The organism is Reyranella sp. (genome assembly GCF_017305915.1).
Classification (GTDB): domain Bacteria; phylum Pseudomonadota; class Alphaproteobacteria; order Reyranellales; family Reyranellaceae; genus Reyranella.
In genome coordinates, this window is record NZ_JAFKJN010000038.1 from 1 (window position 1) to 25,475 (window position 25,475).

A 25,475-nucleotide genomic window follows, 5' to 3' on the forward strand; every position below is an offset into this window, starting at 1 on the left:
CGCTGCCTGGGTGATCGCCCGCCTCGGCGGATGGACCGGCTACTATGGCAAACCAGGACCAAAGGTCATGCGCATCGGCCTCGCCGACTTCCGCGCCATCAGATACGGCCATTCCCTCCCACACAACGATGTGTGAATCCGAGAGCCATTGAATGGGGAGGGAGTCCGGCTCAGCGCTGACGCGTCGCCATCGGCGTGCGGTAGTCGGTCGCCTGCGCCATCGGCAGCGGTGGCCGGCCCTGCTGGGCCGGGCCTTCGCACCAGTTGAGGGAGTTCATCGGCAGGCGCTGCGCGCGCGCCACCAGCGCCACCGCGTCCTGGTCGATGCAGCGGCCCATCGCGGCGTTGTAGACCGGCGCCATCAGGCCGTAGCCGTCGTGGCCGGCGCCGAGCACGTGGCCGAACTCGTGCATGATCACGCCGGTAAGGTCGCGATTGCCGATGCGGTCGCTGATCACATAGACGAAGCCGCCGCGGTTGCCGGTCGTGACGGCGAGCGCGTGCGCACCCTCGCCCTGCTGCGCCACCGAATGGCGGCTGTCGACCCGCGCGATCACCCAGCCGCCCGAGCGGCGGATCTGCGCCAGCATCGTCGGCTGCGGATCGCCCGGCAGCAGGCGGGCGCGGAACTGCACGAAGCCGTTCAGCACGTAGTTCCACTGGCGCATCGCCGAGAGCATGCGCTCGCGCTCGTAGTCGCTGAAATCGCGGTCGACATAGAGCTCGACGACGCGGCCGGTCGAGGCCGGCGAGGGATGGCTGGTGTAGCGCCAGCCGTCCATGCTGCGTTCGGTGGCGTGGGCCGGAATGGCGGAGAGGAGGATCGCGGCGACCAGGAGAGTAACACCAGTCGCCAGAAGCATCGCGATCAGGCGCGGAAGCGGAAGACGCAAAGACCTTCTCCTCATGCGCGTCTTACGCAGGGACTGGCCCACCCATCCCTTGCAGGATCAGCGGCACGCTCTCAGGTGCCACTCCTCCCCGGCCCGCAGACGCTCGAACCGCACGCCAAATGCATCGTCCAGCCGCGGATCGGAGACCAGCTCGGCGGCCGGCCCGTCAGCGATCAGCTCGCCGCGCGCCAGCACCACCACCCGGTCGAAGAAGCTGAAGGCAAGGTCGAGATCGTGCACGACCACCACCGACAGCCTGTCCTCCCCGCGCTCCGCCAAAGCCTTCAGAAGATCCAGGCGATGACGGATATCGAGACTCGCCGCAGGTTCGTCGGCCAGCAGCACCGGCGGATCGACCACCAGCACCATGGCCAGCAGAACCCTCGCACGCTCGCCGCCTGACAGGGTCGACCAGCGCCGTCGTTCGAGGCCGCCCAACTCGAAGGCAGCCACCGTGTTTTCCAGAGCGTCCACCGGCAGGCTTCGCGCGCGGCCAGCGCCGATCTCCAGAAGCTCAACCACACTCAAGTCCCAGTGCGGCTCGAAATGCTGTGGCAGGAAACCGATCTCCTGCGCCCGCTCCGCCGCCGGAAGTTCGGCCAAGTTGCGCCTGCCCAGTCGCACTTGACCATCCGTCGGCGCCTCCGTGCCTGCGAGCGCCTTCAGTAGGGTCGACTTACCGGCGCCATTGGGCCCAATTATGGCAACCGATTCGGTTGCATGGAATGTGAGTGACACATCGCGCAACAGCGTCGACTTGCCGCGGGCGACGCGCAGATTCTCGGCGGTCAGTACGGTCATGACCGAAGCCGCCGCGCCAGCAGGAGAATGAAGAAGGGCCCGCCCGCGACCGCGGTCACCAGCCCGAGCGGGATTTCCGCCGGCGGCAGCGCCGAGCGGGCGATCGCGTCGGCGAGCACGACGACGATCGCACCGACCAGCGCCGAGGCCGGCAGCAACGGCCGATGCAACGGTCCGACCAGCCAGCGCGCGACATGCGGCGAGGCGAGGCCGACGAACGCGACCAGCCCGCCATAGGCGACCGCCGCCGCCACGATCACCGAACCGGCGAGCACGGCCAGCATCACGAAGCGGCGCACCTCGAGGCCGAAGGCGTGCGCCATGGCCTCGCCGAGGCCCAGCAGGTCGAGGCGGCGCGCCAGCGTCTGCGCCAAGCCGACGCACGCCGCGACGATCAGCACCAGCCAGCCGATGCCGGACCAGGTCGGCGTCTGCACGCCGCCCAGCACCCAGCTCAACACGACCTGCAGGCTCACCGTCTCGTCCGACAGCGCCAGCATCATGAATGAGCGCAACGCGCCCAGGATCGCCGCGACCGCGACGCCGGCCAGCAGCAGGCCCGCCGCATCGACGGCGCCGGCGACGCGGCTGATGCCGATCACCAGCAGCGTCGCCCCCCAGGCGCCGGCGAAGGCGAGCAGCGGCAAGAGCCAGCTCTGCGGCAGGGCAAGCGGCACCAGCAGCGCGACGGTCGCGCCCAGCGCTGCGCCGCCGGCCGAGCCCAGCAGATATGGCTCGGCCAAGGGATTGCGGAACACGCCCTGATAGATCGTGCCGCCCAGCCCCAGCAGCGCGCCGACGAACGCCGCCGCGATCACGCGCGGCAGGCGCCATTCGAACAGCAGGCGGCTGCGCAAGGCTTCGTCGCCGGCAATCGCGCGCCACAGATCGACGGGCGAAGCCCACGCGTGACCGGCGCAGGCCGCCACGACGAGACTGAGCAGCAGCAGTCCGGCGAGGCCGATCCAGACCTTCATGGCTTCATCGCTTCCGGATGGAAGATCGCGGCGAGATGCTCGATGCCGTCCACGGTGCGCGGACCGGGGATCAGCAGCTCGGCCCGGTCCACCGCGCGGGCGCGGCCGGTCTTCACCGCGCGCATCTCCGCCCAGCCCGGCCGCGCGATCAGCTCCTCGAGGTCGCGCTCGCTGCCCGCCCATAGCAGCACGTCGGGATCGGCATTGAGGATCGCCTCGGGCGAGACCTGGGCGAGCGTCTGCGTGTCGGGCAAGGCGAAGCGCGCGCCGGCCAGCACCATGGCGTCGCCGGTATAGCTGCCCTCGCGTGCCACCAGCATCAGGCCGTTGCCCAACCGGCCGGTGATCATGATGGCGCCGGGCGGCTGGCGATCCGCGACCTTGCGCTTCACCGCGTCGAGCCGCGCCTGGAAGCGCGCGGCCACCGCGACGCCGCGCTCGGGCACGCCGGCGACCCGGCCCATCAGGCGGATGTTGTCCAGGATCTCGGGCACGCTTCGCTGCAGCAGGACGATGATCGGCACGCCGATCCGCTCCATCGGATCGATCAGCTGGTTGGCGGCCTGGCGTGATGGCGTGACGACGACGAGGTCGGGCTTGAGCGCGACCACGGCATCGACCGAGAAGCCGAGCCGCCCGCCGACCAAAGGCCGGTCGAGCACCGCGCGCGGGTAGCGGGTATAGGCCTCGATGCCGACGATGCGGTCGGCCAATCCCAGCGAGGCCACGATCTCCACGTTGGACGCGAAGATCGGGATGATGCGCTGCGGCGGTGCCGTCAGAGTGAGGACGCGACCGAAGGAGTCATGCACGGTGATGGGCTCGGCCGCCTGCACCGGGGCAGCAAGCCCCAGCGCCATGGCAACGAGCCAATCTCTCAAAACCTCACCTGCGCACCGACGACCACCTCGCGGCCCGGGATCGAGTTGCCGCAAGCCCCGTTCTGAAGGGAGTAATTGTTGCCGCACGGCGAGGAATCGAGGCCGATGAAGATCGGATGGGCGTTGACGTCGAAGACGTTGTTCATCGCGGCGAACAGCTTGAAGCCCTTCTTGACCTCGATCTCGCCGCGCATGTTCCAGACCCAGAACGGCTCCTTGCGATACACCGTCGAGGAGCGGATCTGGCCCGGATAGAGCAACGGGTTCAGCGCCTCCTCGGTGTTGTACCACATCGGTCCGCGCAGGATGCCGAGCACCTGGAAGCTCCACGGCATCTCGACGCCGACCTGGCCGAAGCGGGTGCCGATCGCGGCCTCGTACTGGTTGATGCGGGTGGCAGTGTCGGTACCGAAGGCGGCCGGCGCGCCGTAGTCGATCATCTTGAAATTGTAGTAGCCGTTGCCGAACACGTTCCAGTTCCAGGTCTCCGGCACCTTCAGCCCGAGCGTGCGGATGACGCTGGTGTCGGTCTGGAACTCGAGTCCCTGCACGACGATGTCGCCGGGATTGTTCTGCTGCTGCGCAATGATCGTCGTGCCGGTCTGCGAGATCGTCACCGGCGTGATGCGGTTGGTGATGATGTTCTGGAAGATGGCCATGTCGAAGCGGCCGCCGTCCCAGTTCGCCGTCGCGCCGGCCTCCAGTTGGTTCGCCGTCTCGGGCTTCAGGTTGGGGTTGCCGAAGGTCGTGGTGGTGCCGATCGGCGCCACCGTGAAGCTGGCGCCGAGCTCCGTCCCGGTCGGCGCGCGGAAGCCGCTCGAGGCGCCGACGCGGAGGTTGAGCCAGTCGGCGGCATGCAGCGTCGCGCCCACCGAATAGGTGGTCGCCTGGTAGTTGTTGCTGCTCGACAGCAGGGTCGGCGCGTTCGGCGTCGAGTCGATCGCCGTGTTGCCGTAGGTCTGTCGCACGCCGCCGCGCACCGTGATCCGGTCGTCCCAGAAGTGCTGCGCATCCTCGACGTAGAACGCGAAGACGTTTTCGGTCTGGTTGTTGTCGGCCGGCGACAGCTGGTTGGCCGGCAGATTGGTCAGGCGGTAGCGATCGGACCGCACCCAGCTACGCTCCCAGTCGATGCCCAGCAGCAGCTCGTTGGTCGCCCAGGGCTTGTAGCCCGGTTGGAAGCGCGTGCCGACGATGTCGAGCTGGCGCCGGTTGCGATCGACGTAGGAGCGCGCGCCGAAGGCATTGGCGGCGCTGAGCGGGACCTGCTGGTTGAGGTCGTCGACGTCCTTCACATAGTAGGCCTGGAAGAACAGGCTGCCGCGCCCATTGGGCGTCTTGCCCGTGTAGCTGAGATCGACCGACTGGTTGTAGCGGTTGTCGAAGTCGAAGACGTTCGACGCCGAGCCGCGGAAGCCCGCGTCGTAGACGCCGTCGCTGCGCACCGTGAGATCGAGCCGCTGGTCGTCGTCGATCTGCATGCCGAAGGCGCCGGTGCCGCCGTAGCGGGTCCAGTGGGTGTTCTGCTCGGTGACGTTGCCGCTGCGATTGTAATCGCCGCGCGAGCCCGCCTCGACGCCGACGTACCAGTCGAACTTGCCGCTGGTGCCGCCGCTCTGGGCCTTGCCCTGGAACAGCGACCACGAGCCCGCGCTCGCCTCGAGCAGCGTACCCGGCGCGGTGCGGCCGGTCTTGAGGATGATGTTGATCACACCGCCCATGTTCTGGCTGCCGTAGACCACCGACGAGGGGCCGCGCACGATCTCGATGCGCTCGACGTCGGCGGGCGATAGCTTGGAGACGTTGGCGGTGCCGGCGCGATGGCCGTTGATCAGCACCAGCACCTGGCTCCTGAAGTCGCGGCCCTGGCCGTCGGAGGAGGCGCCGCGGATGTTGATCGAGGTCTGGCCGGCGGTCCATTCGCTCATGAAGCCGACGGCGTTCTCGGCCAAGAGGTCGGTGACCGACTTGGCCGCCGAGCGCGCGATGCGCTCGTGCGGGATGACCTGGATGGTGCCGGCGATCTTGGCGACTTCCTCGGGACGGCCGGTCGCGGTCACCACCGTCGTCGGCATCTCGTAGGCCGGCGGCGGCGTGGTTTGCGCAGCCGCGGAGCCCGTGAGCAACAGGACGAGCAGAAGCCCTCCTCCCCGTTCATATGGGGAGGTGACGCGGGAGGAAAGCTCCCGGCTCATGCGACCCTCCAGACCAGCACGGCTGATTTGCGCGGGATGTCGAGCCGCAGGCCGGCCGCATCGGGCTTGCCCTGCGCTTGGAGATGCGCGCGCAATCGCGGTCGTCGTCCGTCGTTCGATGGCCAGCCGAGGCGATCGGCCAGATAAAAGGCAAGCCGCGGCAGGTTCCGGACCACGCCGGAGAAGGTCCAGTCGGCGAAGGCGATCTCGTGCGGCCGCGAGACACCGAGGCTCTCCAGCACCAGGTCGATGCCGGGCGTCTCGTCCTCGCGATGCCAGTCGCTCGGCAGGCAGCCGGCGAAGACGAGGCCGCGCGGGCCGGCCTGCGCCGGCACCACCCACACCACCGTGCGCCGCGCCCAATCGCGGCAGCGCGTCAGGAAGGCCTCGGTATGGTCGAAGAAGGCCGGCATGGTCGCGGCCAGCACGGTGTCGTGCGACTGGCGGGCGATCCACGCCTCCTCCCAGCCGCCGACCACGAGGTGCGGCGGCGCATGCAGGCGCTGCAGCCGCGCGCGCATGGTCGGCGACGGCTCGATCGCGGTCCATGGGAAGGTGCGATCCTGCAGCGACGCGCCGAACTGGCCGCCGCCCGCGCCGACATCGAGCAGCTTGCCGATGTCGGGCACCAGGCGGCGGACCTGCGGCGCCACGCGGGCTACGTAGTCGGAGGTATCGATCGCTGCGGCATAGAGCTCAAGCGGATCGATGTCGGGTTCTGGAACCGGAAAGGCAGAGAGGGACACAGGCGGACTCGCGGCACGTCATCCGTCACCGCAAACCTGGCCGTCCGCCTCCTCGCGAAGGCGAAAGCGACCATCCCACCAGGACACCCCGCCCGATGCGTTCGCGTGTGACCGCGGTTAGTGGCAGGTCTCCTGGCTCGCGGGTCCTTGCCTTCGACCACCTTCCCAGAAGGCCGGAGCCTTCCAGTGGTGCAACGGTCGAAGCACTCGCCGCTTACAGTTGCGGGGGCAGCCGCGGCTTGCACCGCGTTCCCTTTTGATCCCTTGCGGGAACCACTGAGGAGAATTAGTGGCAGCGGCTTCGGAGAGCGTCAACGGGTAAAGACGAGATCGCCGGTGTAGTGGCGCTGCTCCCAGTGATGGCGCTCGAGCTCGGGGTCGAGATGCTCCTCGGCCGGCCAGCCGAGATCGAGATAGGCGACCAGCCGCCAGCCCTCCGGTACGTCCAGCACCCGCGTCACTTCCGAGGGGTCGAGGATCGAGACCCAGCCCATGCCGAGCCCCTCGGCGCGCGCCGCGAGCCACAGGGTTTGCACCGCCGCCACCACCGAGTAGCGCAGGGTCTCGGGCATGGTCTGGCGGCCGAGCCCTCTGCCGGTCGCCGTCGATTCGTCGGAGAAGACGGCGAGATGGACCGGCGCCTCCTTCAGCCCGGCGAGCTTCAGCGTCGTGTAGTTGGCCTTCTGCTCGCCCTCGTATCCGCCAAGCGCGCGCTCGTTGGCCTTGGCGAAGCTCTCCCACACCGCACGCCGGCGCTCGGGCGACTGCACCTTCACGAAGCGCCAGGGCTGGCTGAGGCCGACCGACGGCGCGTGGGTGGCGAGCTCGATCAGGTCGTCGAGCAGCGTCTCCGGCACCGGATCGGTGCGGAAGCGGCGCACGTCGCGCCGCCACAGCACGAGATCGCGGAAGGTCCGGCGGAAGGTGGCATCGAAGGGCAGATGGTTCGTCATGCCTGCCTCAGGCTGATGGCGTGGAAGAACGTGCCGCTCACTGATCTGTGGCGCGCGCCCGCCTCGGGCACGACCGCGCCCGTGACGTCCCGGCAATCGACCAGCGGCTCGTCGCCGATCGACAGCGTGCGGGCATAATGAAACTCGTGACCCATGATCTCGGTTCCGGCCGGGCCCAGAACGCACTCTCCGCGCAGGCGCGCGCGGCGGTAGCCGATGTGCAGCCGGCGCCGTGCGTACGAGGTCTCCAGCGTCAGCAGCCCCGCCATGGCATGGCGACGGCCGTCGGCATCCTCCAGCCCCTGCCCAAGCACCATGTAGCCGCCGCACTCGCCGTGGATCGCAACGCCGCGTGCCGCCGCCTGCCGCAAGCCGTCGAGGAAGCGCGACGCCGCGGCCAGCGTGCCGGCATGCAGCTCGGGATAGCCGCCGGGCAGCCAGACCGCATCGGCGCGCGCGCCGGGCGCCTCGTCGGCCAGCGGCGAGAACGGCAGGATCTCGGCGCCGTCGCGGCGCCAGCGATCGAGCAGATGCGGGTAGAAGAACGAAAACGCCCGATCGCGCGCCACCGCGATGCGCTGGCCCGGCGGCCGCAAGCCATCCGTCGTGGGCTCGGCAAGTTTCGCCGGCCGCGCCACATGGCGAATGGCGTCGAGATCGACGGACTCCTGCAGCGCATCGGCCACGGCGTCCAATCGCGTTTCGAGATCGGCCGTCTCGATCGCCTGCACCAGCCCGAGATGCCGCTCGGGCAGAGCGAAGCGCGGGTCGTTCGCCAGCCCCCCGAACAGTTTTATGCCGACCCTGTCGAACGCGGACCGGATCATCCCGAGGTGCCGCGCGCTGGCGACGCGATTGAGGATCACGCCGGCCACCCCGACATCGTCGCGAAAGTTGGCGCAGCCCGACGCGACGGCTGCCGCCGTCTCGATCTGGCCCTTCACGTCGAGCACCAGCACCACCGGCCAGCCGAGCGATGCGGCGATGTCGGACGTCGCTCCGCGCCCGCCCGCGCCGTCGAACAGGCCCATCACGCCTTCGGTGACGATCAGGTCCGCCGGATGACGCGCCACCAGATCGGCCAGCAGGCCCGGCGCCATCGCCCAGCTGTCGAGGTTGTAGCTCGGCCGCCCGGTCGCCGCGGCGTGGAAGGCCGGATCGATGTAATCGGGCCCGCATTTGTAGGGCTGCACGCTGAGGCCGCGCCGCGCGAAGGCGCGCATCAGGCCGAGCGCGACCGTGGTCTTGCCCGCGCCCGAGCGCACCGCCCCGACGATCAGGCCGCGCGTCATCGCCAGCCGACCAGGCCCGCTAGCATCTTCTGCCGCAAGCCCGCCGTCGCGCCGATCACCGCGATCGCCGGCGAGCCCATGCCGTGCGCGCGCCCGTCCTCGACCAGCCGGCCGAGCGTGCTCTCGATACAGCGCTCGTCCTCGGTAGTCGCCGATTGCAGCAGCGCCGCCGGCGTGCTCGCCGCCATACCGCCCTTCATCAGCGCGGCGGTGATGCCGGCCAGCTGCGTCATCGGCATGTAGAGGATGATCGGCTGGCCGAGCCGCGCCAGCGCCTCCCAGTCGGCGCTGGACCGGTCGTCGTCGGCGCGATGGCCGGCGGCCAGCACGACGGCATGGTTGGTCTCGCGCGTCGTGGCGGGAATGCCGGCCAGCGCCGTCGCCGCGAGGCCCGACGTCACGCCGGGAATGATGCGATAGCGGATGCCCGCTTCGGCCAACGCCATCACCTCGTCCCAGCCGCGGCCGAACACGAACGGGTCGCCGCCCTTCAGCCGCAGCACGCGGCGCCCCATCCGCGCGCGCTCGACCAGCCGCTGGTTGATCTCCTGCTGATGGGCCGACGGCCGGCCGCCGCGCTTGCCGGCGGAGATCAGCTCGGCGTCGGCGCGCTTCAGCGCCAGGACGCGCGGATCGACCAGCGCATCGTGCACGATGTCGTCGGCTTGCCGCACCGCATGAAGCGCGAGCAAAGTGAGCAGCCGCGGATCGCCGGGACCGGCGCCGGCCAGCCACACCTCTCCTGCAGGGAAGTCGGGCATCGGCGGGAAATGGTCGAAACTCAAGGGCGGCCCCGGAATCGGCGTTGATAGCCCGCGTCATAGAGCGCGGAGTTGCGGAAGTCGCGCGCCGACAGGACCTTGCCGACCAGGATCAGCGCCGTGCGCTCGATCGGCTGCCGGGCGACCTCGGCCGCGATGGTGCCGAGCGTGCCGCGGATGATCCGCTCGTCCGGCCAGCTCGCGCGATAGACGATCGCGACCGGGCACTGCGTGCCATAGAACGGCGTGAGCTCGGCCACGACCTTGTCCAGCACATGGATCGACAGATGGATGGCAAGCGTGGCGCCGGTCGCCGCATAGGCTTCCAGTTTCTCCCCGGACGGCATCGACGAGGCCCGCCCCGAGGTACGCGTCAGCACCACCGTCTGCGCCACTTCCGGCAAGGTCAGCTCCTGGCCGAGCGCGGCCGCCGCCGCGGCGAACGACGGCACGCCCGGCGTCACGGTGCAGGCGATGCCTTCAGCCTCGAGCCGGCGAAGCTGCTCGCCCATCGCGCTCCACACCGAAAGGTCGCCGGAATGCAGCCGCGCCACATCGTGGCCGGCCTCGGTCGCCTGGACGCACTCGGCCACGATCTCGTCGAGCGACAGCGGTGCGGTGTCGACGATGCGCGCACCTGGTGGGCAATGCTCGAGCAAGGCCTTGGGTATCAGCGAACCGGCATAGAGGCAGACCGGGCAGCGCGCGATCAGGTCGCGGCCGCGCACGGTGATCAGGTCGGGCGCGCCGGGCCCAGCGCCGATGAAATGCACCGTCATCGCCCGTCTCCGATGGCGACGGCGCAGGTCGCGAGAGCCGTCGCGACCCGCGTGCCGAGCAGCCGCGCATTGCGGCCAGCGACGACCAGCGCCGAAGCCTCGGCGATCGACGGCACGCCCTTGCTTTCGAGCACCAGCTTGGACAGCGTCAGCACCTGGCCGGCGACCCGGTCGAGATCCTCGACGGTGCAGGCCGTCATCTTCGCCGACAAACGGTGCGCGGCTTCGGCGAAGGCCGGTTCGGCCGCCTTCTCCGACTCGGTCGCCAGCACCTCCAGCCGCTCGGCCGGCAGCTCGAAGACGCCGAGCGCCAGGCGCACGACCTTCTCGATCTCATCGGCGGAAGCGCCGCGCCTAAAACCCACGCCGGCGACGATCATGGCTTGGTCACCCGCCATTGGATGATCGGCGCCGCCGGCCGCCATACGAACACCTTGCCGCTGCGGCCCGCGGCTCCCGACTTGGCGATCTCGATCCGCGTCAGCTCGCCGCCATGCTGCTGGAACAGCGCGATCAGCTTCGCCTCCGAGCCCAGCGAGACGGCATTGGCGACCAGCCGGCCACCCGGCTTCAGCGCCGACCACACCGCCTCGAACACGCCGTCATCGGCCAGACCACCGCCGATGAACGCGGCGTCGGGCGCCGGCCAGCCGGCCAGCGCTTGCGGCGCACGGCCCTGCACGATCTTCAGGTCGGGCGTGCCGAGGGAAGCAGCATTGCGTGTCGCCCGCTCCGCGCGCCCGGCACTCTCCTCGATGCCGATCGCCCTGAGCGACGGATGACGCAGCAGCCATTCGATGGCGATCGACCCCGCACCCAGACCGACATCCCACAGCAGCTCGCCCTGCCGCGGCGCCAGCGCCGACACGGTGATGGCGCGCACGTCGCGCTTGGTGAGCTGGCCATCATGCTCGAACAGCGAGTCGTCGAGGCCCGGCGCCAGGCTGAGCGCCGCGGCCGAAGAGCCCGAGACCTCGAGCGCGATGGTGTTCAGCGGCTCGACCTTGCCGAGATCGAAGCCTTCCGCCGTCGTCTTGCGGATGCGGGCACCCGGACCGCCCATGCGTTCCAGCACCGTGATCGTGGACTCGCCGAAGCCGCGCTCGCGCAGCAGCGCCGCGAGCCTGGCCGGCGTCTCGCCGTCCCACGACAGGGCGAGGATACGCGCGCCGGGCTGCAGGTGCCGCACGATGCCTTCGAGCGCGCGGCCATGCAGGCTGACCGGCGTCACGTCCTGCTGCGACCAGCCGAGCTGCGCGGCCGCCAGGCTGAAGGCCGAGGGCTGCGGCAGGCAAAGCACCTCGTCGGCCGTGAAGGCGCGCATCAGCAGGTCGCCGACGCCGTAATGGAAGGGATCGCCGCTGGCCAGCACGGCGACCGGCCGGCCGCGACGCTTCTCGACCTCCGGCAAGGCGTTGCCGATCGGGCTCGGCCAGTGGAGCCGCTGACCCTTGATCAGCGGGTCGGCCAGCGCGAGATGCCGCCTGCCGCCGACGACCAGCTCGGCCGCGGACACCAGGCGGCGGGCGACCGGCGACAGGCCCTCGATGCCGTCCTCGCCGAGACCGATGATGGACAGCCAGCGCTGCGGACGGCTACTCACGACCATGCCCCTGCGAGTCCTGATCCTTGGCGGTACGACGGAAGCCTCGGCGCTGGCGCGACAGATCGCGGGCGATGCACGGCTCGCGCCGGTGCTGTCGCTGGCCGGTCGCACGACCAATCCGCAGCCCCAGCCGATCCCGACTCGCACCGGCGGCTTCGGCGGCATCGAGGGTCTCGTGCGCTTCCTGGGCGACGACAAAGTAGACGCCGTCGTCGATGCCACGCATCCCTATGCCGACCAGATGTCGGCCCATGCGGTCGCGGCCTGCCGCGAGACCGGCGTGCCGCTCGCGTCGCTGGTGCGCCCCGAATGGCAACGTCACGCCGACGATCGCTGGCACGTCGTCGCCGACGCCGAAGCCGCCGCGAGGGCGCTCGGCGCCGAGCCGCGGCGCGTGTTCCTCAGCCTCGGCCGTCAGGAGGTGCACGTCTTCGCGAGCGCGCCGCAGCACCACTATCTCGCGCGACTGATCGAGCGGCCCGAACAGACAAAGCTGCCGCCCGATCTCCGCCTCTTGCAGGCGCGCGGGCCGTTCGACCGCGCCGACGAAGAGCGCCTGTTGCGCGCGGAGCGCATCGACGTCGTGGTCTCCAAGAATGCCGGCGGCACGGCGACCTACGCCAAGATCGAGGCGGCGCGCGCGCTTGGCCTGCCGGTCGTGATGATCGCGCGGCCGCACAAGCCGGCCGGCGTCGCGATGGCCGATGTCGATGCCTGCGTAGCCTGGCTTCACGGCCTGGCTCCGCGCGGCGTGTAGATCCAGCGGCCGACCTGGCGAGTCGTGCTGGCGCCGACGATGACGAGCGTGCGCATGTCGGCGTGGGTGCCATTGGCCTCCGACAATGTCGTGGCAATCACCTTCGCCTCGCCGCTGCCGGCGGCGCGGACGAACAGAACCGGGGTTTCGCCGGTCTTGACGCCGCGCAGCAGCGTGAACGCTTCGCCGAGCTGGTGCGGTCGTGCCTTCGAGGCCGGATTGTAGAGCGCGATCACGAAATCGGCTTCGGCCGCGGCCTTCAGGCGCCGCTCGATGGTCGCCCAGCTCTTGAGATTGTCCGACAGCGAGATCGCGCAGAAGTCGCCGCCCAACGGCGCGCCGACTTCGGCCGCGGCGGCGAGCATCGCGGTCACGCCGGGCTCGACCCGGATGTCGAGCGCCCGCCACGCCGGATCGCCGCTCTCGACGGCTTCGAACACCGCCGCCGCCATGGCGAACACGCCAGGGTCGCCGCCCGACACGACCGCAACCTTGCGGCCCGATGCGGCGAGCGCCAGCGCATGGCGCGCGCGGTCGATCTCGACGCGATTGTCCGAGGCATGGCGGCATTGGCCTTTCGTTGCCGGCACGCGATCGAGATACGGCCCGTAGCCCACGAGGTCGGTCGCCTCGGCGAGCGCGGCTTGCGTCGCGGGCGTCATCAGCTCGGGCTTGCCCGGGCCGGTGCCGACGATGACGAGTGAGCCGTTGAGGGGCGAGCCGGTCACAGCCGGCGCCCTTCGCCCGGAATCAGCACCATCGCGAAGTAGGCGCCCCGCGCCTCGCCGCACTCGGCGAGCGGCCGGATGCGCTCCTCCTGCATGGTGCCGCGCTCGACATAGATGGCGCGCGACAGCAGGCCCGCGCCTTCGACGGCGCGGCGCACCTTCGCGAGGTTCTTGCCGACCTTCATGATCACGGCGGCATCGGTGTGCCTCAGCCGCTCGACCAGGCGTTCCTCGGCGAGCGTGCCCGGCAGCACGGCGAGCGTGTCGTCGCCCCAGGTCATCGGCAGCTTGGCGCGCGTCCAGCAGCCCGACATGCCGGTCACGCCCGGCACGACCTCGACCGGAAAATCCGCCGCGAGACGGCGCCACATATGCATGAAGGAGCCATAGAAGAACGGATCGCCCTCGGCCAGCAGCCCGACCGATTTGCCGGACCGCAGCAGCGCCGCGAGGCGCGCGGCGGACTCTCGATAGAAAGCCGTCATCTGCTGCTGGTAGTCGGGGTGCTCGGCAGGAATCTCCTCCGTCACCGGATATTCCAGCCGCGCCTCCTCCTGCCCCGCCCTGACCAGCGGCCCGACGATGCGTCGCGCATTGCCCGGCGCGCCGCGCTTGGCAAAGAAGGCGACGACATCGACCGCGCGCACCAGGCCCGCCGCGCGCAGAGTGAGATAGCGCACGTCGCCCGGCCCCACGCCAACGCCGTAGAGCGTGCCGCCACGCGCGGTGCCCGCGAGCTCGTCGAGGCTGGTCATTCGGCCTCGCTCGCCAGCGCATTGACCGCCGCCGCCGCCATGGCGCTGCCGCCCTTGCGGCCCTTCACGATCAGGAAGGGCACGCGGCCGTCGGCGGCCAGCGCGTCCTTCGATTCCTTTGCGCCGACGAAGCCGACCGGCAGCCCGATCACCGCAGCCGGCGGCTTGGCGCCCGCGTCGAGCAATTCGAGCAAGCGGAACAGCGAGGTCGGCGCATTGCCGATCGCGACAAGCGCGCCGGCCATGCGATCGCCCCACAGCTCCATCGCCGCGGCGCTGCGGGTGTTGCCGAGCTTGCGCGCCAGCTCGGGCACCTTCGGATCGTCGAGGGTGCAGACGACCTCGTTGGCCGCCGGCAGACGCGCGCGGGTGATGCCGTTGGCGACCATCTTGGAATCGCACAGGATCGGCGCACCGGCGACCAGCGCCCAGCGCGCGTTGTCGGCGAAACCCGGCGCCATCACGATGTCGCGCGCGATCTCGGTCATGCCGCAGGCATGGATGATGCGCACCGCCACCCGCTCCTCGGCCGGCGAGAAGCGCGCGAGATCGGACTCGGCGCGGATGATGGCGAACGAACGGCGATAGATCTCCGCGCCGTCGCGGATGTAGTCCTGCATGTCAGCCGTCCAGAAGGTGCTCGAGAGCGTTCGGCTCCACCATACGCGTCGCCCGATCGCGCGCGGTGCCGTTGCGCACCACGCCATAGCGGCCCTCCAGCCCGACCAGGGTGAGGTTGGCCGCCGTCGACCGCGCGCAGCCCTTGGCGCAGCCCGAGACATGAATCGTGCCAGCAAGGTGCATGGCCGCCAGCCGCCGCGCATCGGTGCGCGTGTCGACGGACGCCGAGGTGCAGGCCGGTGAACCCGGGCAGGCCTCGATGCGCAACAAGGGATCGTCGTCATCGACGATGAAGCCCGACGCCTCGACCGCCGCGTCGACGTACAGCGCCCGCCACGGCGAAAGCCGGATTTCCGACGCTCCGGCCTTTACGCATGAAGCGACGAGGTCGTGCAATTGCTGCGCGTCGAGGCGTCCGAACGGCACGGCGAGCCCGGTGAAGCCGCCGAGGCGACCCAATTGGCGATGGCCGGGTGTCGGCATGACGGTCATCTTCGCTAACGACCTCTGCCGTCCAAAGGCAGCGTCCACGGCGTGCTCGGCGTCCGTGACGCCGAGCCACTCGCCCTCGACACGCACGGCGACGCCGTCGCGGGTGACGGCCAATGCGACGTCGGCACGTTCGCCGATGATCGAGAGCGGCCCGCCGTCATCGACCAGGCAGCCGAACTTGGGCGGCGCATCCGCAGGCATGGCACGGCCGAGCGCCACAGCCAGGGCGCGCGCCGCGGGACCGGCCAGCGGCGCGACCATGACGTTGCGCGCCGCCTCGTCCTCGAGCAGGCCGAGCCGATCGAGCGCCTCGTGCAGCGCCGGCAGGCGCGCCTCGCGCAAGCCCCTGATCTGCAGATTGGCGCGCCGCGTGAGATCAATATGGCCGTTGCCCAACGTCGCGGCGATCTCCGCGAGGCCCCTGGCCTGATCGAGGGTGAAGGCGCCATACCACGGCCGCACGCGCACCAGCAGGCCATCGCCGCTCGGCATCGGCCGCACGCCGCCGGGGCACCAGCCTTTGATGTCGAAGGCCGCGAGGCTCATGGGCGCGCCCTCGTCATGGCGCGGTCCAGCTCGAGCGTCACCGAATTGCGCCGCGTCACCCACAGGCCGCGATCGAGCGCGTCGCGCAGCCGCGCCGAGATCGCCGCCGTCGCCTCGCGGTTCTTCTCCAGCATTGCGGCCAGCACCGCCTCGTCGGCGATCAGCGCCACGTGCGTGGCATCGAACAGAGGGCCGGGCACCGCATCGGCGGTGGCGGCGAACGCATACAGCGCATCGACGCCCTGCGCGATCTCGGCGACGCCGCGATGATCGTGCGCCAGCATGCCGGCGATCCAGCGCGGATTGGCGAGACGGCCGCGCACGACGCGGGCGATCTCCTCGGCGACCCGGCGCGCCTTGGGCGTCTCGGGCTGGCTGGTGTCGAGATGATAGAGCTCGGGCGTGTTGCCCAGCATCGCGGCGGCGGCGGCAAAACCGCCGGCGAAGTCGGCGACGCCGTCGCCATCGAGCAGGTCGCGCTCGCGGTCGTCCTGAGGATGCACCAGCACGTCGGCATTGGAGACGCTGGCGCGAAAGCCGTCGCCGGCCGGGCGCTGGACCTCGCTGCCGCCATAGGCGTGCGTCACGGCCGACAGGTAGGCCTTGCCGAGGTCCTCTCGGGACTGCCACTGGCCGTCGAGCGCCACGTCGGCGGCCTGCGCGCCGTAGCTGCCGGGTGCACCGCCGAACACGCGCGAGAGGTCGTCGCCGCGCCGGCGCGCGTAAGCCAGCGGATTGTCGGCATCGTCCTCGTCGAGCTCGGCGACCCGGCGCACGGCGAGATCGAACAGCGCGATCTGGCTCTCGAAGATGTCGCGGAACAGGCCGGAGATGCGCAGCGTCACGTCGATGCGCGGCCGGTCGAGCGCGGCGAGCGGCATCACCTCGATGCCGGTGACGCGGTTCGACTTGTCGTCCCAGACCGGGCGCACGCCGAGATAGGCAAAGGCCTGCGCAAGGTCGTCGCCGCCGGTGCGCAGCGAGGCCGACGCCCAGAGATCGATCACCAGCGCGCGCGGATGATCGCCATGATCCTGCAGGTAGCGGCGCACGACCTCGTCGGCGGCGCGCCCGCCGATCGCCTGCGCGGTGCGGGTCGGGATGGCGCGCGGATCGATCGAGGTGAGGTTGCGCCCGGTCGGCAGGACATCGGGCCGGCCGCGCGACGGTGCCCCGGCGGGGCCTGGCGCCACGCGGCGGCCATCGAGCGCGGCCAGCAGGCCGGCGCGCTCGCCCGCGGCGCAAGCCTCGTCCGGCCCGCAACCGAAGACGTGCAGCGTGTCGCGCACGGCGAGGTCCTTGATGTCGCAAAGCTGGGCGTCGAGCTTGGCGATCGCCGCCTGCGTGGCCTCGCCACGCACCAGGCCGCAGTCGCTGGCCAGCCCATTGCTCCAGGCGCGCTCGACGATCTCGTCGCCGAGGTGGCGCAGGCGGCGCGCATCGAGGCCATCGGCAGCCGCATACTCATCGATCAGGCCTTCGAGGTCCGCGAGCGGCCCGTTGAGGCCGGCAGCGCTGAGCGGCGGCGTGAGATGGCCGATCGTCACCGCCGCCAGCCGGCGCTTGGCCTGCACCGCCTCGCCGGGATTGTTGACGATGAACGGGTAGATCACCGGAATGGGCCCCAGCACCGTCTCGGGCCGGCATTCGGCCGACAACGCCAGCGCCTTGCCCGGCAGCCATTCCAGCGTGCCGTGCGTGCCGAGATGAATGAGGGCGTCGATCTTCTCTTCGTCGCGCAGGCAGGCATATACAGCGACATACTCGGCGCGCGGCTCGGCCGAGGTGTCGTGATAGGCCGCGCCACGGTCGGGCTGGAGCAGCACGATGACGTTGCCGCAGCGCAGACGCGGTGCGGTGCGGTCGAGCAGTGGCGCGATGTCGGCCGCCTGCCAATCTGCGGCCCCGGTGTCGTAGCCTTCGGCGCGCAGCAGCCGCAGGATCTCGAGCGCGCTCTCGGTGGTGTCGAGGCCGACGGCGTAGCCCGCTCGGCCGCCGCGCGCGGGATAGTCCGACAGCACCAGCGCGAGCTTGCGCTCGCCGCTCGGCTTGCGGCCGAGCCGCGCCCACGCCGCTGCGAGCCGCGCGACGTAGTCGACGCGATCGGGCTCCGAGCGATGGCGGACGCTGGCGAATTCGAGGCGCGGATCGACCGGCGTCTCGGCCTTGAACGAGACCGCGCGCGTCAGCAAGCGGCCGTCGAGCTCGGGCAGGACGACGTTCATGGCGAGATCGGCCGGCGACAGGCCGCGGCCCGACTCGGCCCAGGCCTCGCGCGTGCTGCCGGACAGCACGACCTGCAGCACCGGCGCATCGGCGGCATCGAGCACCGTCGTGTCGTCCTCGCGCATCGCCGAGAAGGCCGTGGTGTTTAGGATCACCGCCGGGCGATGCGTCGCGATCAGGCGAGCGAGCTCGGGCTCGATCGCCTTGTCCTTGAGGCTGCTCACGGCCATCGCGATAGGCGACAGTCCCTCGCGGTCGAGCGCGGACATGAGCGCCATCACCGGCTCATGGTCTGCGGCCATCAGATTGGCGCGGTAGAACACGACCAGCGCGACCGGCCGCGCGTCGCGGACCTCGCCCAGGACCGTGATCGGCCCGATCGGGACCGGCGGCTGCCAGGTCTGCTCGCGGCCGAGCAGCGTGCCGGCATAGCGCAGCGCATTCGTGAGATTATCCGGTCCGCCTTCGCGGAAGAAGCGGTCGAGCAGGTCGAGCGCCCTGGCCGGCACCGTCGACATGGCGGCGAGCCGCGCATCCGGACGGTCATCGCCGGGCAGCGCCGCGAACAGCACGCCGCGGTCGCGCGCGGCGTCGGCGATGTGCTCCAGCCCGTAGCGCCAGTAGTCGAGGCCGCCCAGGCAGCGCACGATTACCAGCTTGGCGCGCGCCACGACGCTCTCGACATAGAGGTCGACCGACATCGGGTGGCGCAGGCGCTTGAGGCTGGCGAGCCGGAGCGTCGGGAGGCTGTCGGCCTCGCGCTGCCAGGCGACGGCCAGCGCCGACAGGTCGCTGTCGGAGAAGGACAGCACGACGATTTCGGCCGGCGACTGGCCGAGATCGACGGCGACGTCGGCCTCTTCGAGCGTCGCCAGCTGGGTCGCCAGGACATGCATTTTCAGCCCAGAATCAGCGCTTCGATGGCCGCCTTGTCGAGGCCCTTCTCGCCGATCACCACCAGTCGGCCCCGGCGCGGCGCGGCGGCGGCCCAACGGCGGTCGTACTGGTGCTGGAAGCGGCTGCCGACGCCCTGCACCAGCAGCCGCATCGGTTTGCCGGCGATGTCGATGAAGCCCTTCATGCGCAGAATGTCGTGGGTGGCGGCCGCCTTGGTCAGGCGGTCGACCACGGCCTGCGGCGAGTCGAAGGCGGGCAGGTCGACAATGAAGGTGTCGAAGTCGTCGTGGTCGTGCTCGCCCTCGAGCTCGTGATGCGACGGCCGGCTCTCCAGATCGGCCTCGGCCTTGGCGCCGAGGCCAAGCAGCACGGCGATCGGCACCTGGCCGTTCTGCGCCTCGATCACCTTCACGACGCGCGGCAGGGTCTTGCCGATCTCCGCCGTGACCTCCTGCCGTTGCGCGCCGGTCATGAGATCGGCCTTGTTCAGGATCACCAGGTCGGCGCAGAGCAGTTGGTCCTCGAACACCTCCTCCAGCGGATTGTCGTGATCGAGCGATCGGTCGCTAGCGCGCTCGCGCGCTAGCGACTTGTCATTGGCGCGCTGCTGCGCGATCGCCTCGGGATCGTCGGCAAAGCGGCCGGCGGCGACGGCGGCCCCGTCGACAACGGTGACCACGCCATCGACCGTGACGCGCGAAGCGATCTCCGGCCAGTTGAAGGCCTTGACCAGCGGCTTGGGCAGCGCCAGGCCGGACGTCTCGATCACGATGTGCTCGGGCGGGTTCGGCCGGTCGAGCAGGCCCTTCAGCGCCGGCACGAAATCGTCGGCGACGGTGCAGCAGATGCAGCCGTTGGCCAGCTCGACGATCGCGTCCTCGGGGCAGCTCTCGACGCCGCAGCTCTTCAGGATCTCGCCGTCGATGCCGACATCGCCGAACTCGTTGACGATCACCGCGAGGCGGCGGTCGGCGTTCTCCAGCACGTGGCGGACCAGCGTGGTCTTCCCGGCGCCCAGGAAGCCGGTGACGATGGTGCAGGGCACCTTGGCGAGAGTACTCATGAAGGCTCCTTCACGATGGGCATCGGCGGGACGCGCGCGATGGTGTTCTTGCGGACGTGAACCGGCCGGTCGCGCCAGGCTGTGAGACCGTCGGCGCTGGCCTGGTGGAGACGCGCGAAATGCACCATGTCGGGGACGTTCCGATCGGGATCGAGATGGCCGACGACGTAGGTCCACTTGCCCGGCGCCGCGACCGCCGCGGTGCAGGACCGCGTGCAGTTGGACAGGCACTCGACGGGTTGCACGTCGATGTCCCCGGCCTCGGCCTTCAGGGCCGCATAGAGGCGCGCACCCGGCCGGATATCGGCCGGCGGGTCACCCTCGCGGCGACACGTGATGCAGACGAAAAGAGTCGACACTCGATCCTGCTTCCCTTTGGCGGTTCCCCGCGCCAGTGAATTCGCTCTCCGACGGCAGGTTTCCTGGCTCTCGGGTCGCCGCCGCGGACCACCTTCCCGGTTACCCTTGAGGGACGACCAGTGGTGTCTTGGCCCGAAGCTCGCCGATCACAGTTGCGGGGGCAGCCGCGGCGTGCACCGCGTTCCCTTTCCGTCGGGCGCTTGATAGCGTGGCCGCATGACCGAGGCAATCGACCAAGCCCGCCACAAGGCAAAAATGGCCAATCGCAAGGCCGCGCAGGATGCCGAGGTGGCGGCCAAGACCGTCGAAAAGGGCCTGCTGATCGTCCATACCGGCAAGGGCAAGGGCAAATCGACCGCCGCCTTCGGCCTGCTACTGCGGGCGCTGGGCCGCGGCTTCCGCTGCGGCGTGGTGCAGTTCGGCAAGGGCGCCTGGCAGTCGGGGGAACGCACGGCGATCGAGCGATTCGGCGACCAGGTCGAATGGCACACGCTGGGTGAAGGCTTCACCTGGGAGACGCAGGACCGCGCCCGCGATGTCGCCGCCGCCGAGCGCGCCTGGGCTGCGGCGCAGAAGATGATGGCCGATCCGGCGATCCGGATGATCGTGCTCGACGAGCTCAACATCTCGCTGCGCTACGAGCATCTCGACATCGCGGCGGTGGTCGCCGCCCTGCAGGCGCGGCGGCGCGACCTGCACATCGTCGTCACCGGCCGCAATGCCAAGCCGGAGCTGATCGAGGCCGCCGACCTCGTCACCGAGATGACTCCGGTGAAGCATCACTTCGCTGCCGGTGTGAAGGCACAGGAAGGCATCGAATTCTGATGGCCGCCCCAGCTCGTCCGAGAGCTCTGATGATCCAGGGCACGGGCTCGGACGTCGGCAAGTCGCTGGTCGTCGCGGGACTGGCACGCGCCTTCACGCGACGCGGCCTCGAGGTGCGGCCGTTCAAGCCGCAGAACATGTCGAACAACGCGGCGGTCACCGCTGACGGCGGCGAGATCGGCCGGGCGCAGGCGCTGCAGGCGCGCGCCGCACGCGTGCCGCCCAGCGTGCACATGAACCCGGTGCTGCTGAAGCCCCAGAGCGAGATCGGCTCGCAGGTCGTGGTGCAGGGCAAGGTCGTCGGCACCGCCAAGGCGCGCGAATACCAGGCGATGAAGCCCAAGCTGCTCGGCGCGGTGCTGGAGAGCTTCGGCAGGCTGTGCGCCGAAGCCGATCTCGTGCTGGTCGAGGGCGCGGGCTCGGCCTCCGAGGTCAACCTGCGCGCCGCCGACATCGCCAACATGGGTTTTTCCCGCGCGGCGAACGTGCCCGTGGTGCTGCTGGGCGACATCGACCGTGGCGGCGTGATCGCCAGCCTCGTCGGCACTCAAGCGGTCATCGATCCGGCCGATGCGGCGATGATCGTGGGCTTCATCGTCAACCGCTTCCGCGGCGATCCTTCGCTGTTCGCCGACGGCATGAAGGACATCGAACGCCGCACCGGCTGGCCGGCGCTCGGGCTGCTGCCGTTCTTCGAGCAGGCCCATCGTCTGCCGGCCGAGGATGCGCTCGGGCTGCCGACCACGAACCGGGGCGCGGGCGTGAAGATCGTGGTGCTGGCCTATCCGCGCATCGCCAACTTCGACGACTTCGATCCGCTGCGTCTGGAGCCCGGCGTCGATCTCGTGTTCGTGCGGCCGGGCGAGGCGATTCCCGGCGACGCGGCGCTCGTCATCCTGCCGGGCTCGAAGGCGACCATCGCCGATCTCGCCGCCTTGCGTGACGCCGGCTGGGACATCGACCTCAAGGCGCACGTGCGGCGCGGCGGCCGCGTGTTGGGCATCTGCGGCGGCTATCAGATGCTCGGCCGCAGCGTTGCCGATCCGCAGGGCATCGAGGGGCCGCCGTCAACGGTCGAAGGGCTCGACCTGCTGCCGGTCGAGACCACGCTGACCGGCGACAAGGTGCTGGTCGAGGTCGCGGGCCAGGCCGAGGGCGTGCCGTTCAAGGGCTACGAGATGCATGTCGGCCGCACGACTGGCGCGACAACGCCGATGTTTGCGCTCGACGGGCACGACCAGGGCGCGGTGAGCGGGCGCATCGCCGGCTGCTACATCCACGGCCTGCTGACCGACGATCGCCAGCGGCGGCATTGGCTGGCGAAGCTGGGCTCGCAAACCTCGGGCTTCGACTACGAGGCCGATGTCGACGCGACGCTCGATCTCCTCGCCGACCACATCGAGACATACGTCGCGTGCGACCGGCTGCTGGCGCTGGCTAGAGAAAGGTGAGGCCGAACAGCACCGCGAGCACGCCGAGCTGCACGCCGCAGGCGGCGCGATAGAGCTTGAGCGCGGCGCGAATGTCGGCGGCCTTGAGCGCGAAGCGGCCGTCGCCCATCCAGCCCTTCTGCACCATCTCGCCGTCGTAGGTGCGCGGGCCCATCAGGCGCAGACCGAGTGCGCCGGCCATCGCCGCCTCCGGCCAGCCGGCATTGGGCGAATCGTGCTTGCCCGCGTCGCGCCAGGCAACGGTGAGCGCCTTCGACGGCGAGGCGCCCGGCACGAAGAATGCGCCCGCCGCCAGCCACACCGCCGCCAATCGCGCCGCCGGCCAATTCGCGACATCGTCGATGCGCGCCGCTGCCCAGCCGAAGTCGATGTAACGGTCGGTCTTGTGGCCGATCATGCTGTCGGCGGTGTTGATCGCCTTGTAGGCGATGCCGCCTGGCAGACCCCCAACTGCGATCCAGAACATCGGCGCGGCGATGCCGTCGCAGAAGCTCTCGGCCAGGCTCTCGATCGCGGCGCGGCAGACCCCGGCTTCGTCGAGGCTCGTGGTGTCGCGGCCGACGATCATCGCCACCGCCTCGCGGCCCTGCTCGAGCCCCTTGCCCAGCGCATCGGCGACCGCCTCGACATGCTCGTGCAGGCTGCGCTGCGCCAGCAGGCTGCCGGTCAGGATCGCGAGCGGGATCAGCGCCAGCCACGGCCCGAGCACGGCGAAACAAACGCGCGTGATCACCAGGCCGATCAGCAGGCCGCCGGTCACCAGAGCCAGCATCAGCATGACGCCGAGCAGCTTCTGCGGCGGCCCGCTCTCGCCTTCCGAATTCCACCGCTCGTCGACCCATGCTATGAGCCGCCCGATCCAGGTAACCGGGTGCCCGATCGCGCGATAGAGGGCGTCCGGATAACCGACACAGGCTTCGACGGCGCCGGCAATCAGGGCGAGACCGAGGGACATGCACTTTGCCTAGCACGGCGACCATGGCGCCGAAACCGACCGTCCATGGCGGCGACCTCGGCGAGGCCGCGCGGCGCTTTCCCGACGCCCCGCGGCCCTGGATCGACCTGTCGACCGGCATCAATCCGGTGCCCTACCCGGTGCCGGCCGTGCCCGAGACGGCCTGGACGCGCCTGCCCGGCCGTGCCGCCGAGGAGGCGCTGCTCGATGCCGCCGCGGCGCGCTACGGCGTCGCCTCCAAAACGATGATCGTCGCCGCCCCGGGCACGCAGGCGCTGATCCAGCTCCTGCCGCGGCTTGTCCCGCGCAGCCGGATTGCGATCGTCGGCCCGACCTACGAGGAGCACCAGGTCTGCTGGCGCCGCGCCGGGCACGAGGTGCGGATCGTGCCGACGCTCGAGGACGCCGACGTGGTCGTGGTGGTCAATCCGAACAACCCGACTGGCCGGCTGGTCTCGCCGGCCGAGCTGGCGAAGGTCAAAGGCCTGCTGGTGGTCGACGAGGCCTTCATCGACTTCCTGCCGCGCGAGATGAGTCTCGCCGGCGACCTGCCCGAACGCGCGGTCGTGCTGCGCTCGTTCGGCAAGACCTATGGCCTGGCAGGCGTGCGGCTGGGCTTCGCCATCGCCCACCGCGACATGGCTCAGCGCCTGCGCGAGGAGCTCGGGCCGTGGTCGGTACCGGGACCGGCGCTCGAGATCGGCCGCCAGGCGCTGAACGACGGCGCCTGGCTCAGCGCCGCCCGCGAGCGGCTGGTGGCCGACAGCGCGCGGCTCGACGGCCTGCTGCGCGGCGCGGGCTTCGAGATCGCCGGCGGCACCCTGCTGTTCCGTCTGGCGCGCCATCCGTCGGCGGCGGTTTTCGTGCAGCGGCTGGGCCAGCGGGGCATCCATGTCCGTGCCTTCGCCGATGCGGCGGATCTGTTGCGTTTCGGTTTGCCTGGCAACGACGAGGCTTTCGGCCGGCTGGCCGCCGCCCTCGCCGTTTGATAACCCTTGGGCATGCAGCAGCAGAAGCTCGGCCCCCACATGGCCGTCGCGGTCGAGGGCATCGACCTCGCCACGGCGACGGCCGACACGCAGGCGGCGCTGGTCGATGCGCTGCATGACAATCTCGTGCTGTGCGTGCGCGGCCAGAAGCTCCCACCGGTCGCCTTCCGCGATGCCATGGCGCGCTTCGGCGTACCGGTGAAGCGCCTGCAGCTCGCATCGACGCCGGAGTGCGACGAGGTCAACATCATCTCGAGCGAGGACCGCGACGAGCTGGGCGACGGCAAGAAGCTGGTCAACGGCGCCTCGTGGCACACCGACGACAGCTTCATGCGCGAGCCCTGCTCGCTCACCATGCTCTACGGCGTGATGGTGCCGAGCCGCGGTGGCGACACGCAGTTCACCAACATGTACGCCGCCTACGAGGCGCTCGCGCCCGAGATGAAGGCGCGGATCGACGGCCTGCAGGTGGTCCACAAGTACCAGTCGAGCCGCCAGACCAACCGGGTGTCGCGCCGCCCCGAATCGGAGATGAAGGCGATGCCCGAGGCGACCCATCCGCTGGTGCGCACGCATCCGGAGACCGGCCGCAAGGCGCTCTACCTCAACGCCAACCGCATGGAGCAGATCGTCGGCATGGAGCGCGCCGAGAGCGACGCCCTGCTCGACCAATTGATCGCGCATGCGATCGAGCCGCGCTTCCAGTATCGCCATGTCTGGCGCCAGGGCGATGTGGTGATCTGGGACAACCGCTGCACCATGCACAAGGCCAACGCCGACTATCCCGAGGGCGAGCGGCGGCTGATGCATCGCGTCGTGGTTGCCGGGACCGCGCCCGTTTAAGCCGTTTCAGCCGTTTTTGGCCGACCTCACCGTTTTCCGACAATCCTCTCCATTCAGGTGGGCGGGGATTCGCGTCAAAAACC

Annotated in this window: 25 protein-coding genes and 2 riboswitches; of the genes, 5 read left to right on the forward strand and 20 right to left on the reverse strand. The window is 70.2% G+C overall.

The features are described from left to right. Positions 1-170: 170 nt before the first annotated feature. The 12 genes from J0J01_RS29465 to cbiE form a co-directional block, all read right to left on the reverse strand. Positions 171-893: a hypothetical protein gene (locus J0J01_RS29465; RefSeq protein WP_296387199.1), complete on the reverse strand. Its 723-nt coding sequence runs from the start codon at positions 891-893 to the stop codon at positions 171-173. Positions 894-950: 57 nt separating this feature from the next. Further along, a complete protein-coding gene (locus J0J01_RS29470; protein ID WP_296387200.1) occupies positions 951-1,694 on the reverse strand; it encodes an ABC transporter ATP-binding protein in 744 nt (247 codons plus the stop codon). After that, positions 1,691-2,671 carry an iron ABC transporter permease gene (locus J0J01_RS29475; protein ID WP_296387201.1) on the reverse strand — a complete coding sequence of 327 codons (981 nt, stop codon included), beginning with the start codon at positions 2,669-2,671 and terminating at the stop codon, positions 1,691-1,693. The genes J0J01_RS29470 and J0J01_RS29475 overlap by 4 nt, the downstream gene beginning before the upstream one ends. Beyond that, positions 2,668-3,531 (reverse strand): ABC transporter substrate-binding protein, encoded by an 864-nt coding sequence (locus tag J0J01_RS29480; RefSeq protein ID WP_296387202.1) that lies wholly within the window; start codon positions 3,529-3,531, stop codon positions 2,668-2,670. Before J0J01_RS29480 ends, J0J01_RS29475 begins: the two co-directional genes overlap by 4 nt. Before the next feature lie 17 nt (positions 3,532-3,548). Further along, positions 3,549-5,678, reverse strand: coding sequence for a TonB-dependent receptor (locus tag J0J01_RS29485; RefSeq protein ID WP_296387203.1), 2,130 nt, complete (start codon positions 5,676-5,678; stop codon positions 3,549-3,551). Positions 5,679-5,743: 65 nt separating this feature from the next. Then, a complete protein-coding gene (locus J0J01_RS29490; protein WP_296387204.1) occupies positions 5,744-6,493 on the reverse strand; it encodes a class I SAM-dependent methyltransferase in 750 nt (249 codons plus the stop codon). A gap of 104 nt (positions 6,494-6,597) precedes the next feature. Further along, positions 6,598-6,786: riboswitch (cobalamin riboswitch) on the reverse strand. An 18-nt stretch (positions 6,787-6,804) separates the two neighbouring features. Further along, positions 6,805-7,446: a 5,6-dimethylbenzimidazole synthase gene (bluB, locus tag J0J01_RS29495; RefSeq protein WP_296387205.1), complete on the reverse strand. Its 642-nt coding sequence runs from the start codon at positions 7,444-7,446 to the stop codon at positions 6,805-6,807. After that, positions 7,443-8,738 (reverse strand): cobyrinate a,c-diamide synthase, encoded by a 1,296-nt coding sequence (locus tag J0J01_RS29500; RefSeq protein ID WP_296387206.1) that lies wholly within the window; start codon positions 8,736-8,738, stop codon positions 7,443-7,445. The genes bluB and J0J01_RS29500 overlap by 4 nt, the downstream gene beginning before the upstream one ends. Beyond that, positions 8,735-9,523 carry a uroporphyrinogen-III C-methyltransferase gene (cobA, locus tag J0J01_RS29505; RefSeq protein WP_296387207.1) on the reverse strand — a complete coding sequence of 263 codons (789 nt, stop codon included), beginning with the start codon at positions 9,521-9,523 and terminating at the stop codon, positions 8,735-8,737. The genes J0J01_RS29500 and cobA overlap by 4 nt, the downstream gene beginning before the upstream one ends. Continuing rightward, positions 9,520-10,278, reverse strand: a complete 759-nt coding sequence (gene cobM, locus J0J01_RS29510; protein ID WP_296387208.1) for a precorrin-4 C(11)-methyltransferase — start codon at positions 10,276-10,278, stop codon at positions 9,520-9,522. The genes cobA and cobM overlap by 4 nt, the downstream gene beginning before the upstream one ends. Further along, positions 10,275-10,676 (reverse strand): cobalamin biosynthesis protein, encoded by a 402-nt coding sequence (locus J0J01_RS29515; RefSeq protein ID WP_296387209.1) that lies wholly within the window; start codon positions 10,674-10,676, stop codon positions 10,275-10,277. Before J0J01_RS29515 ends, cobM begins: the two co-directional genes overlap by 4 nt. Then, a complete protein-coding gene (gene cbiE / locus J0J01_RS29520) occupies positions 10,655-11,881 on the reverse strand; it encodes a precorrin-6y C5,15-methyltransferase (decarboxylating) subunit CbiE (RefSeq protein ID WP_296387210.1) in 1,227 nt (408 codons plus the stop codon). The genes J0J01_RS29515 and cbiE overlap by 22 nt, the downstream gene beginning before the upstream one ends. Before the next feature lie 10 nt (positions 11,882-11,891). Here cbiE and J0J01_RS29525 point away from each other — a divergent pair, with 10 nt between their 5' ends. Continuing rightward, positions 11,892-12,641, forward strand: coding sequence for a cobalt-precorrin-6A reductase (locus J0J01_RS29525; RefSeq protein WP_296387258.1), 750 nt, complete (start codon positions 11,892-11,894; stop codon positions 12,639-12,641). On the opposite strand, the gene cobJ is transcribed toward J0J01_RS29525, so the two are convergent. Genes cobJ through J0J01_RS29560 form a run of 7 tightly spaced genes read right to left on the reverse strand, consistent with a single transcriptional unit; the run spans position 12,614 to position 20,328 of the window. Then, positions 12,614-13,369 carry a precorrin-3B C(17)-methyltransferase gene (cobJ, locus tag J0J01_RS29530; protein WP_296387211.1) on the reverse strand — a complete coding sequence of 252 codons (756 nt, stop codon included), beginning with the start codon at positions 13,367-13,369 and terminating at the stop codon, positions 12,614-12,616. The genes J0J01_RS29525 and cobJ overlap by 28 nt on opposite strands. Continuing rightward, positions 13,366-14,124, reverse strand: a complete 759-nt coding sequence (locus J0J01_RS29535; RefSeq protein WP_296387212.1) for a precorrin-2 C(20)-methyltransferase — start codon at positions 14,122-14,124, stop codon at positions 13,366-13,368. Before J0J01_RS29535 ends, cobJ begins: the two co-directional genes overlap by 4 nt. Further along, positions 14,121-14,744: a precorrin-8X methylmutase gene (locus J0J01_RS29540; protein WP_296387213.1), complete on the reverse strand. Its 624-nt coding sequence runs from the start codon at positions 14,742-14,744 to the stop codon at positions 14,121-14,123. Before J0J01_RS29540 ends, J0J01_RS29535 begins: the two co-directional genes overlap by 4 nt. 1 nt (position 14,745) lies before the next feature. After that, the gene (locus J0J01_RS29545) at positions 14,746-15,783 is read right to left on the reverse strand and encodes a precorrin-3B synthase (protein WP_296387214.1); all 1,038 of its coding nucleotides are present in this window, start codon (positions 15,781-15,783) and stop codon (positions 14,746-14,748) included. Then, on the reverse strand, positions 15,780-18,905 hold the full coding sequence (locus J0J01_RS29550) for a cobaltochelatase subunit CobN (RefSeq protein ID WP_296387215.1): 3,126 nt from the start codon (positions 18,903-18,905) through the stop codon (positions 15,780-15,782). Before J0J01_RS29550 ends, J0J01_RS29545 begins: the two co-directional genes overlap by 4 nt. Positions 18,906-18,907: 2 nt before the next feature. Then, positions 18,908-19,969: a cobalamin biosynthesis protein CobW gene (cobW, locus tag J0J01_RS29555; RefSeq protein WP_296387216.1), complete on the reverse strand. Its 1,062-nt coding sequence runs from the start codon at positions 19,967-19,969 to the stop codon at positions 18,908-18,910. Further along, positions 19,966-20,328 (reverse strand): DUF1636 domain-containing protein, encoded by a 363-nt coding sequence (locus J0J01_RS29560; protein ID WP_296387217.1) that lies wholly within the window; start codon positions 20,326-20,328, stop codon positions 19,966-19,968. Before J0J01_RS29560 ends, cobW begins: the two co-directional genes overlap by 4 nt. Positions 20,329-20,363: 35 nt before the next feature. Continuing rightward, a riboswitch (cobalamin riboswitch) is annotated at positions 20,364-20,561 on the reverse strand. On the opposite strand from J0J01_RS29560, the gene cobO reads away from it, so the two are divergent. Together cobO and J0J01_RS29570 are read left to right on the forward strand one after the other, a co-directional pair. Then, the gene (cobO, locus tag J0J01_RS29565) at positions 20,546-21,154 is read left to right on the forward strand and encodes a cob(I)yrinic acid a,c-diamide adenosyltransferase (RefSeq protein WP_296387218.1); all 609 of its coding nucleotides are present in this window, start codon (positions 20,546-20,548) and stop codon (positions 21,152-21,154) included. (Overlaps the previous riboswitch by 16 nt.) A gap of 29 nt (positions 21,155-21,183) precedes the next feature. Continuing rightward, entirely contained in the window at positions 21,184-22,605 is a 1,422-nt protein-coding gene (locus J0J01_RS29570; protein WP_296387219.1) for a cobyric acid synthase, read from the forward strand. Here the strand turns inward: J0J01_RS29570 and cbiB are convergent. Further along, a complete protein-coding gene (gene cbiB / locus J0J01_RS29575) occupies positions 22,592-23,560 on the reverse strand; it encodes an adenosylcobinamide-phosphate synthase CbiB (protein ID WP_296387220.1) in 969 nt (322 codons plus the stop codon). The two genes, J0J01_RS29570 and cbiB, sit on opposite strands and share 14 nt — an antisense overlap. Positions 23,561-23,583: 23 nt before the next feature. On the opposite strand from cbiB, the gene cobD reads away from it, so the two are divergent. Together cobD and J0J01_RS29585 are read left to right on the forward strand one after the other, a co-directional pair. Further along, the gene (cobD, locus tag J0J01_RS29580; RefSeq protein WP_296387221.1) at positions 23,584-24,549 is read left to right on the forward strand and encodes a threonine-phosphate decarboxylase CobD; all 966 of its coding nucleotides are present in this window, start codon (positions 23,584-23,586) and stop codon (positions 24,547-24,549) included. 12 nt (positions 24,550-24,561) lie between these two features. Beyond that, positions 24,562-25,392, forward strand: a complete 831-nt coding sequence (locus J0J01_RS29585; protein ID WP_296387222.1) for a TauD/TfdA family dioxygenase — start codon at positions 24,562-24,564, stop codon at positions 25,390-25,392. Positions 25,393-25,475: the final 83 nt, after the last annotated feature.

Bases quoted from the DNA above. Each gene is read 5' to 3' on its own strand.
- J0J01_RS29545 (WP_296387214.1), bottom strand. From the start codon at position 15,783: ATGAGCCTCGCGGCCTTCGACATCAAAGGCTGGTGCCCCGGCGGCGTG.
- cobO (WP_296387218.1), top strand. From the start codon at position 20,546: ATGACCGAGGCAATCGACCAAGCCCGCCACAAGGCAAAAATGGCCAAT.
- J0J01_RS29550 (WP_296387215.1), bottom strand. From the start codon at position 18,905: ATGCATGTCCTGGCGACCCAGCTGGCGACGCTCGAAGAGGCCGACGTC.
- J0J01_RS29535 (WP_296387212.1), bottom strand. From the start codon at position 14,124: ATGACCAGCCTCGACGAGCTCGCGGGCACCGCGCGTGGCGGCACGCTC.
- J0J01_RS29475 (WP_296387201.1), bottom strand. From the start codon at position 2,671: ATGAAGGTCTGGATCGGCCTCGCCGGACTGCTGCTGCTCAGTCTCGTC.
- cobM (WP_296387208.1), bottom strand. From the start codon at position 10,278: ATGACGGTGCATTTCATCGGCGCTGGGCCCGGCGCGCCCGACCTGATC.
- cobW (WP_296387216.1), bottom strand. From the start codon at position 19,969: ATGAGTACTCTCGCCAAGGTGCCCTGCACCATCGTCACCGGCTTCCTG.
- J0J01_RS29500 (WP_296387206.1), bottom strand. From the start codon at position 8,738: ATGACGCGCGGCCTGATCGTCGGGGCGGTGCGCTCGGGCGCGGGCAAG.
- J0J01_RS29585 (WP_296387222.1), top strand. From the start codon at position 24,562: ATGCAGCAGCAGAAGCTCGGCCCCCACATGGCCGTCGCGGTCGAGGGC.
- J0J01_RS29470 (WP_296387200.1), bottom strand. From the start codon at position 1,694: ATGACCGTACTGACCGCCGAGAATCTGCGCGTCGCCCGCGGCAAGTCG.
- J0J01_RS29540 (WP_296387213.1), bottom strand. From the start codon at position 14,744: ATGCAGGACTACATCCGCGACGGCGCGGAGATCTATCGCCGTTCGTTC.
- J0J01_RS29515 (WP_296387209.1), bottom strand. From the start codon at position 10,676: ATGGCGGGTGACCAAGCCATGATCGTCGCCGGCGTGGGTTTTAGGCGC.
- bluB (WP_296387205.1), bottom strand. From the start codon at position 7,446: ATGACGAACCATCTGCCCTTCGATGCCACCTTCCGCCGGACCTTCCGC.
- J0J01_RS29480 (WP_296387202.1), bottom strand. From the start codon at position 3,531: ATGGCGCTGGGGCTTGCTGCCCCGGTGCAGGCGGCCGAGCCCATCACC.
- cobD (WP_296387221.1), top strand. From the start codon at position 23,584: ATGGCGCCGAAACCGACCGTCCATGGCGGCGACCTCGGCGAGGCCGCG.
- J0J01_RS29570 (WP_296387219.1), top strand. From the start codon at position 21,184: ATGATCCAGGGCACGGGCTCGGACGTCGGCAAGTCGCTGGTCGTCGCG.
- cbiB (WP_296387220.1), bottom strand. From the start codon at position 23,560: ATGTCCCTCGGTCTCGCCCTGATTGCCGGCGCCGTCGAAGCCTGTGTC.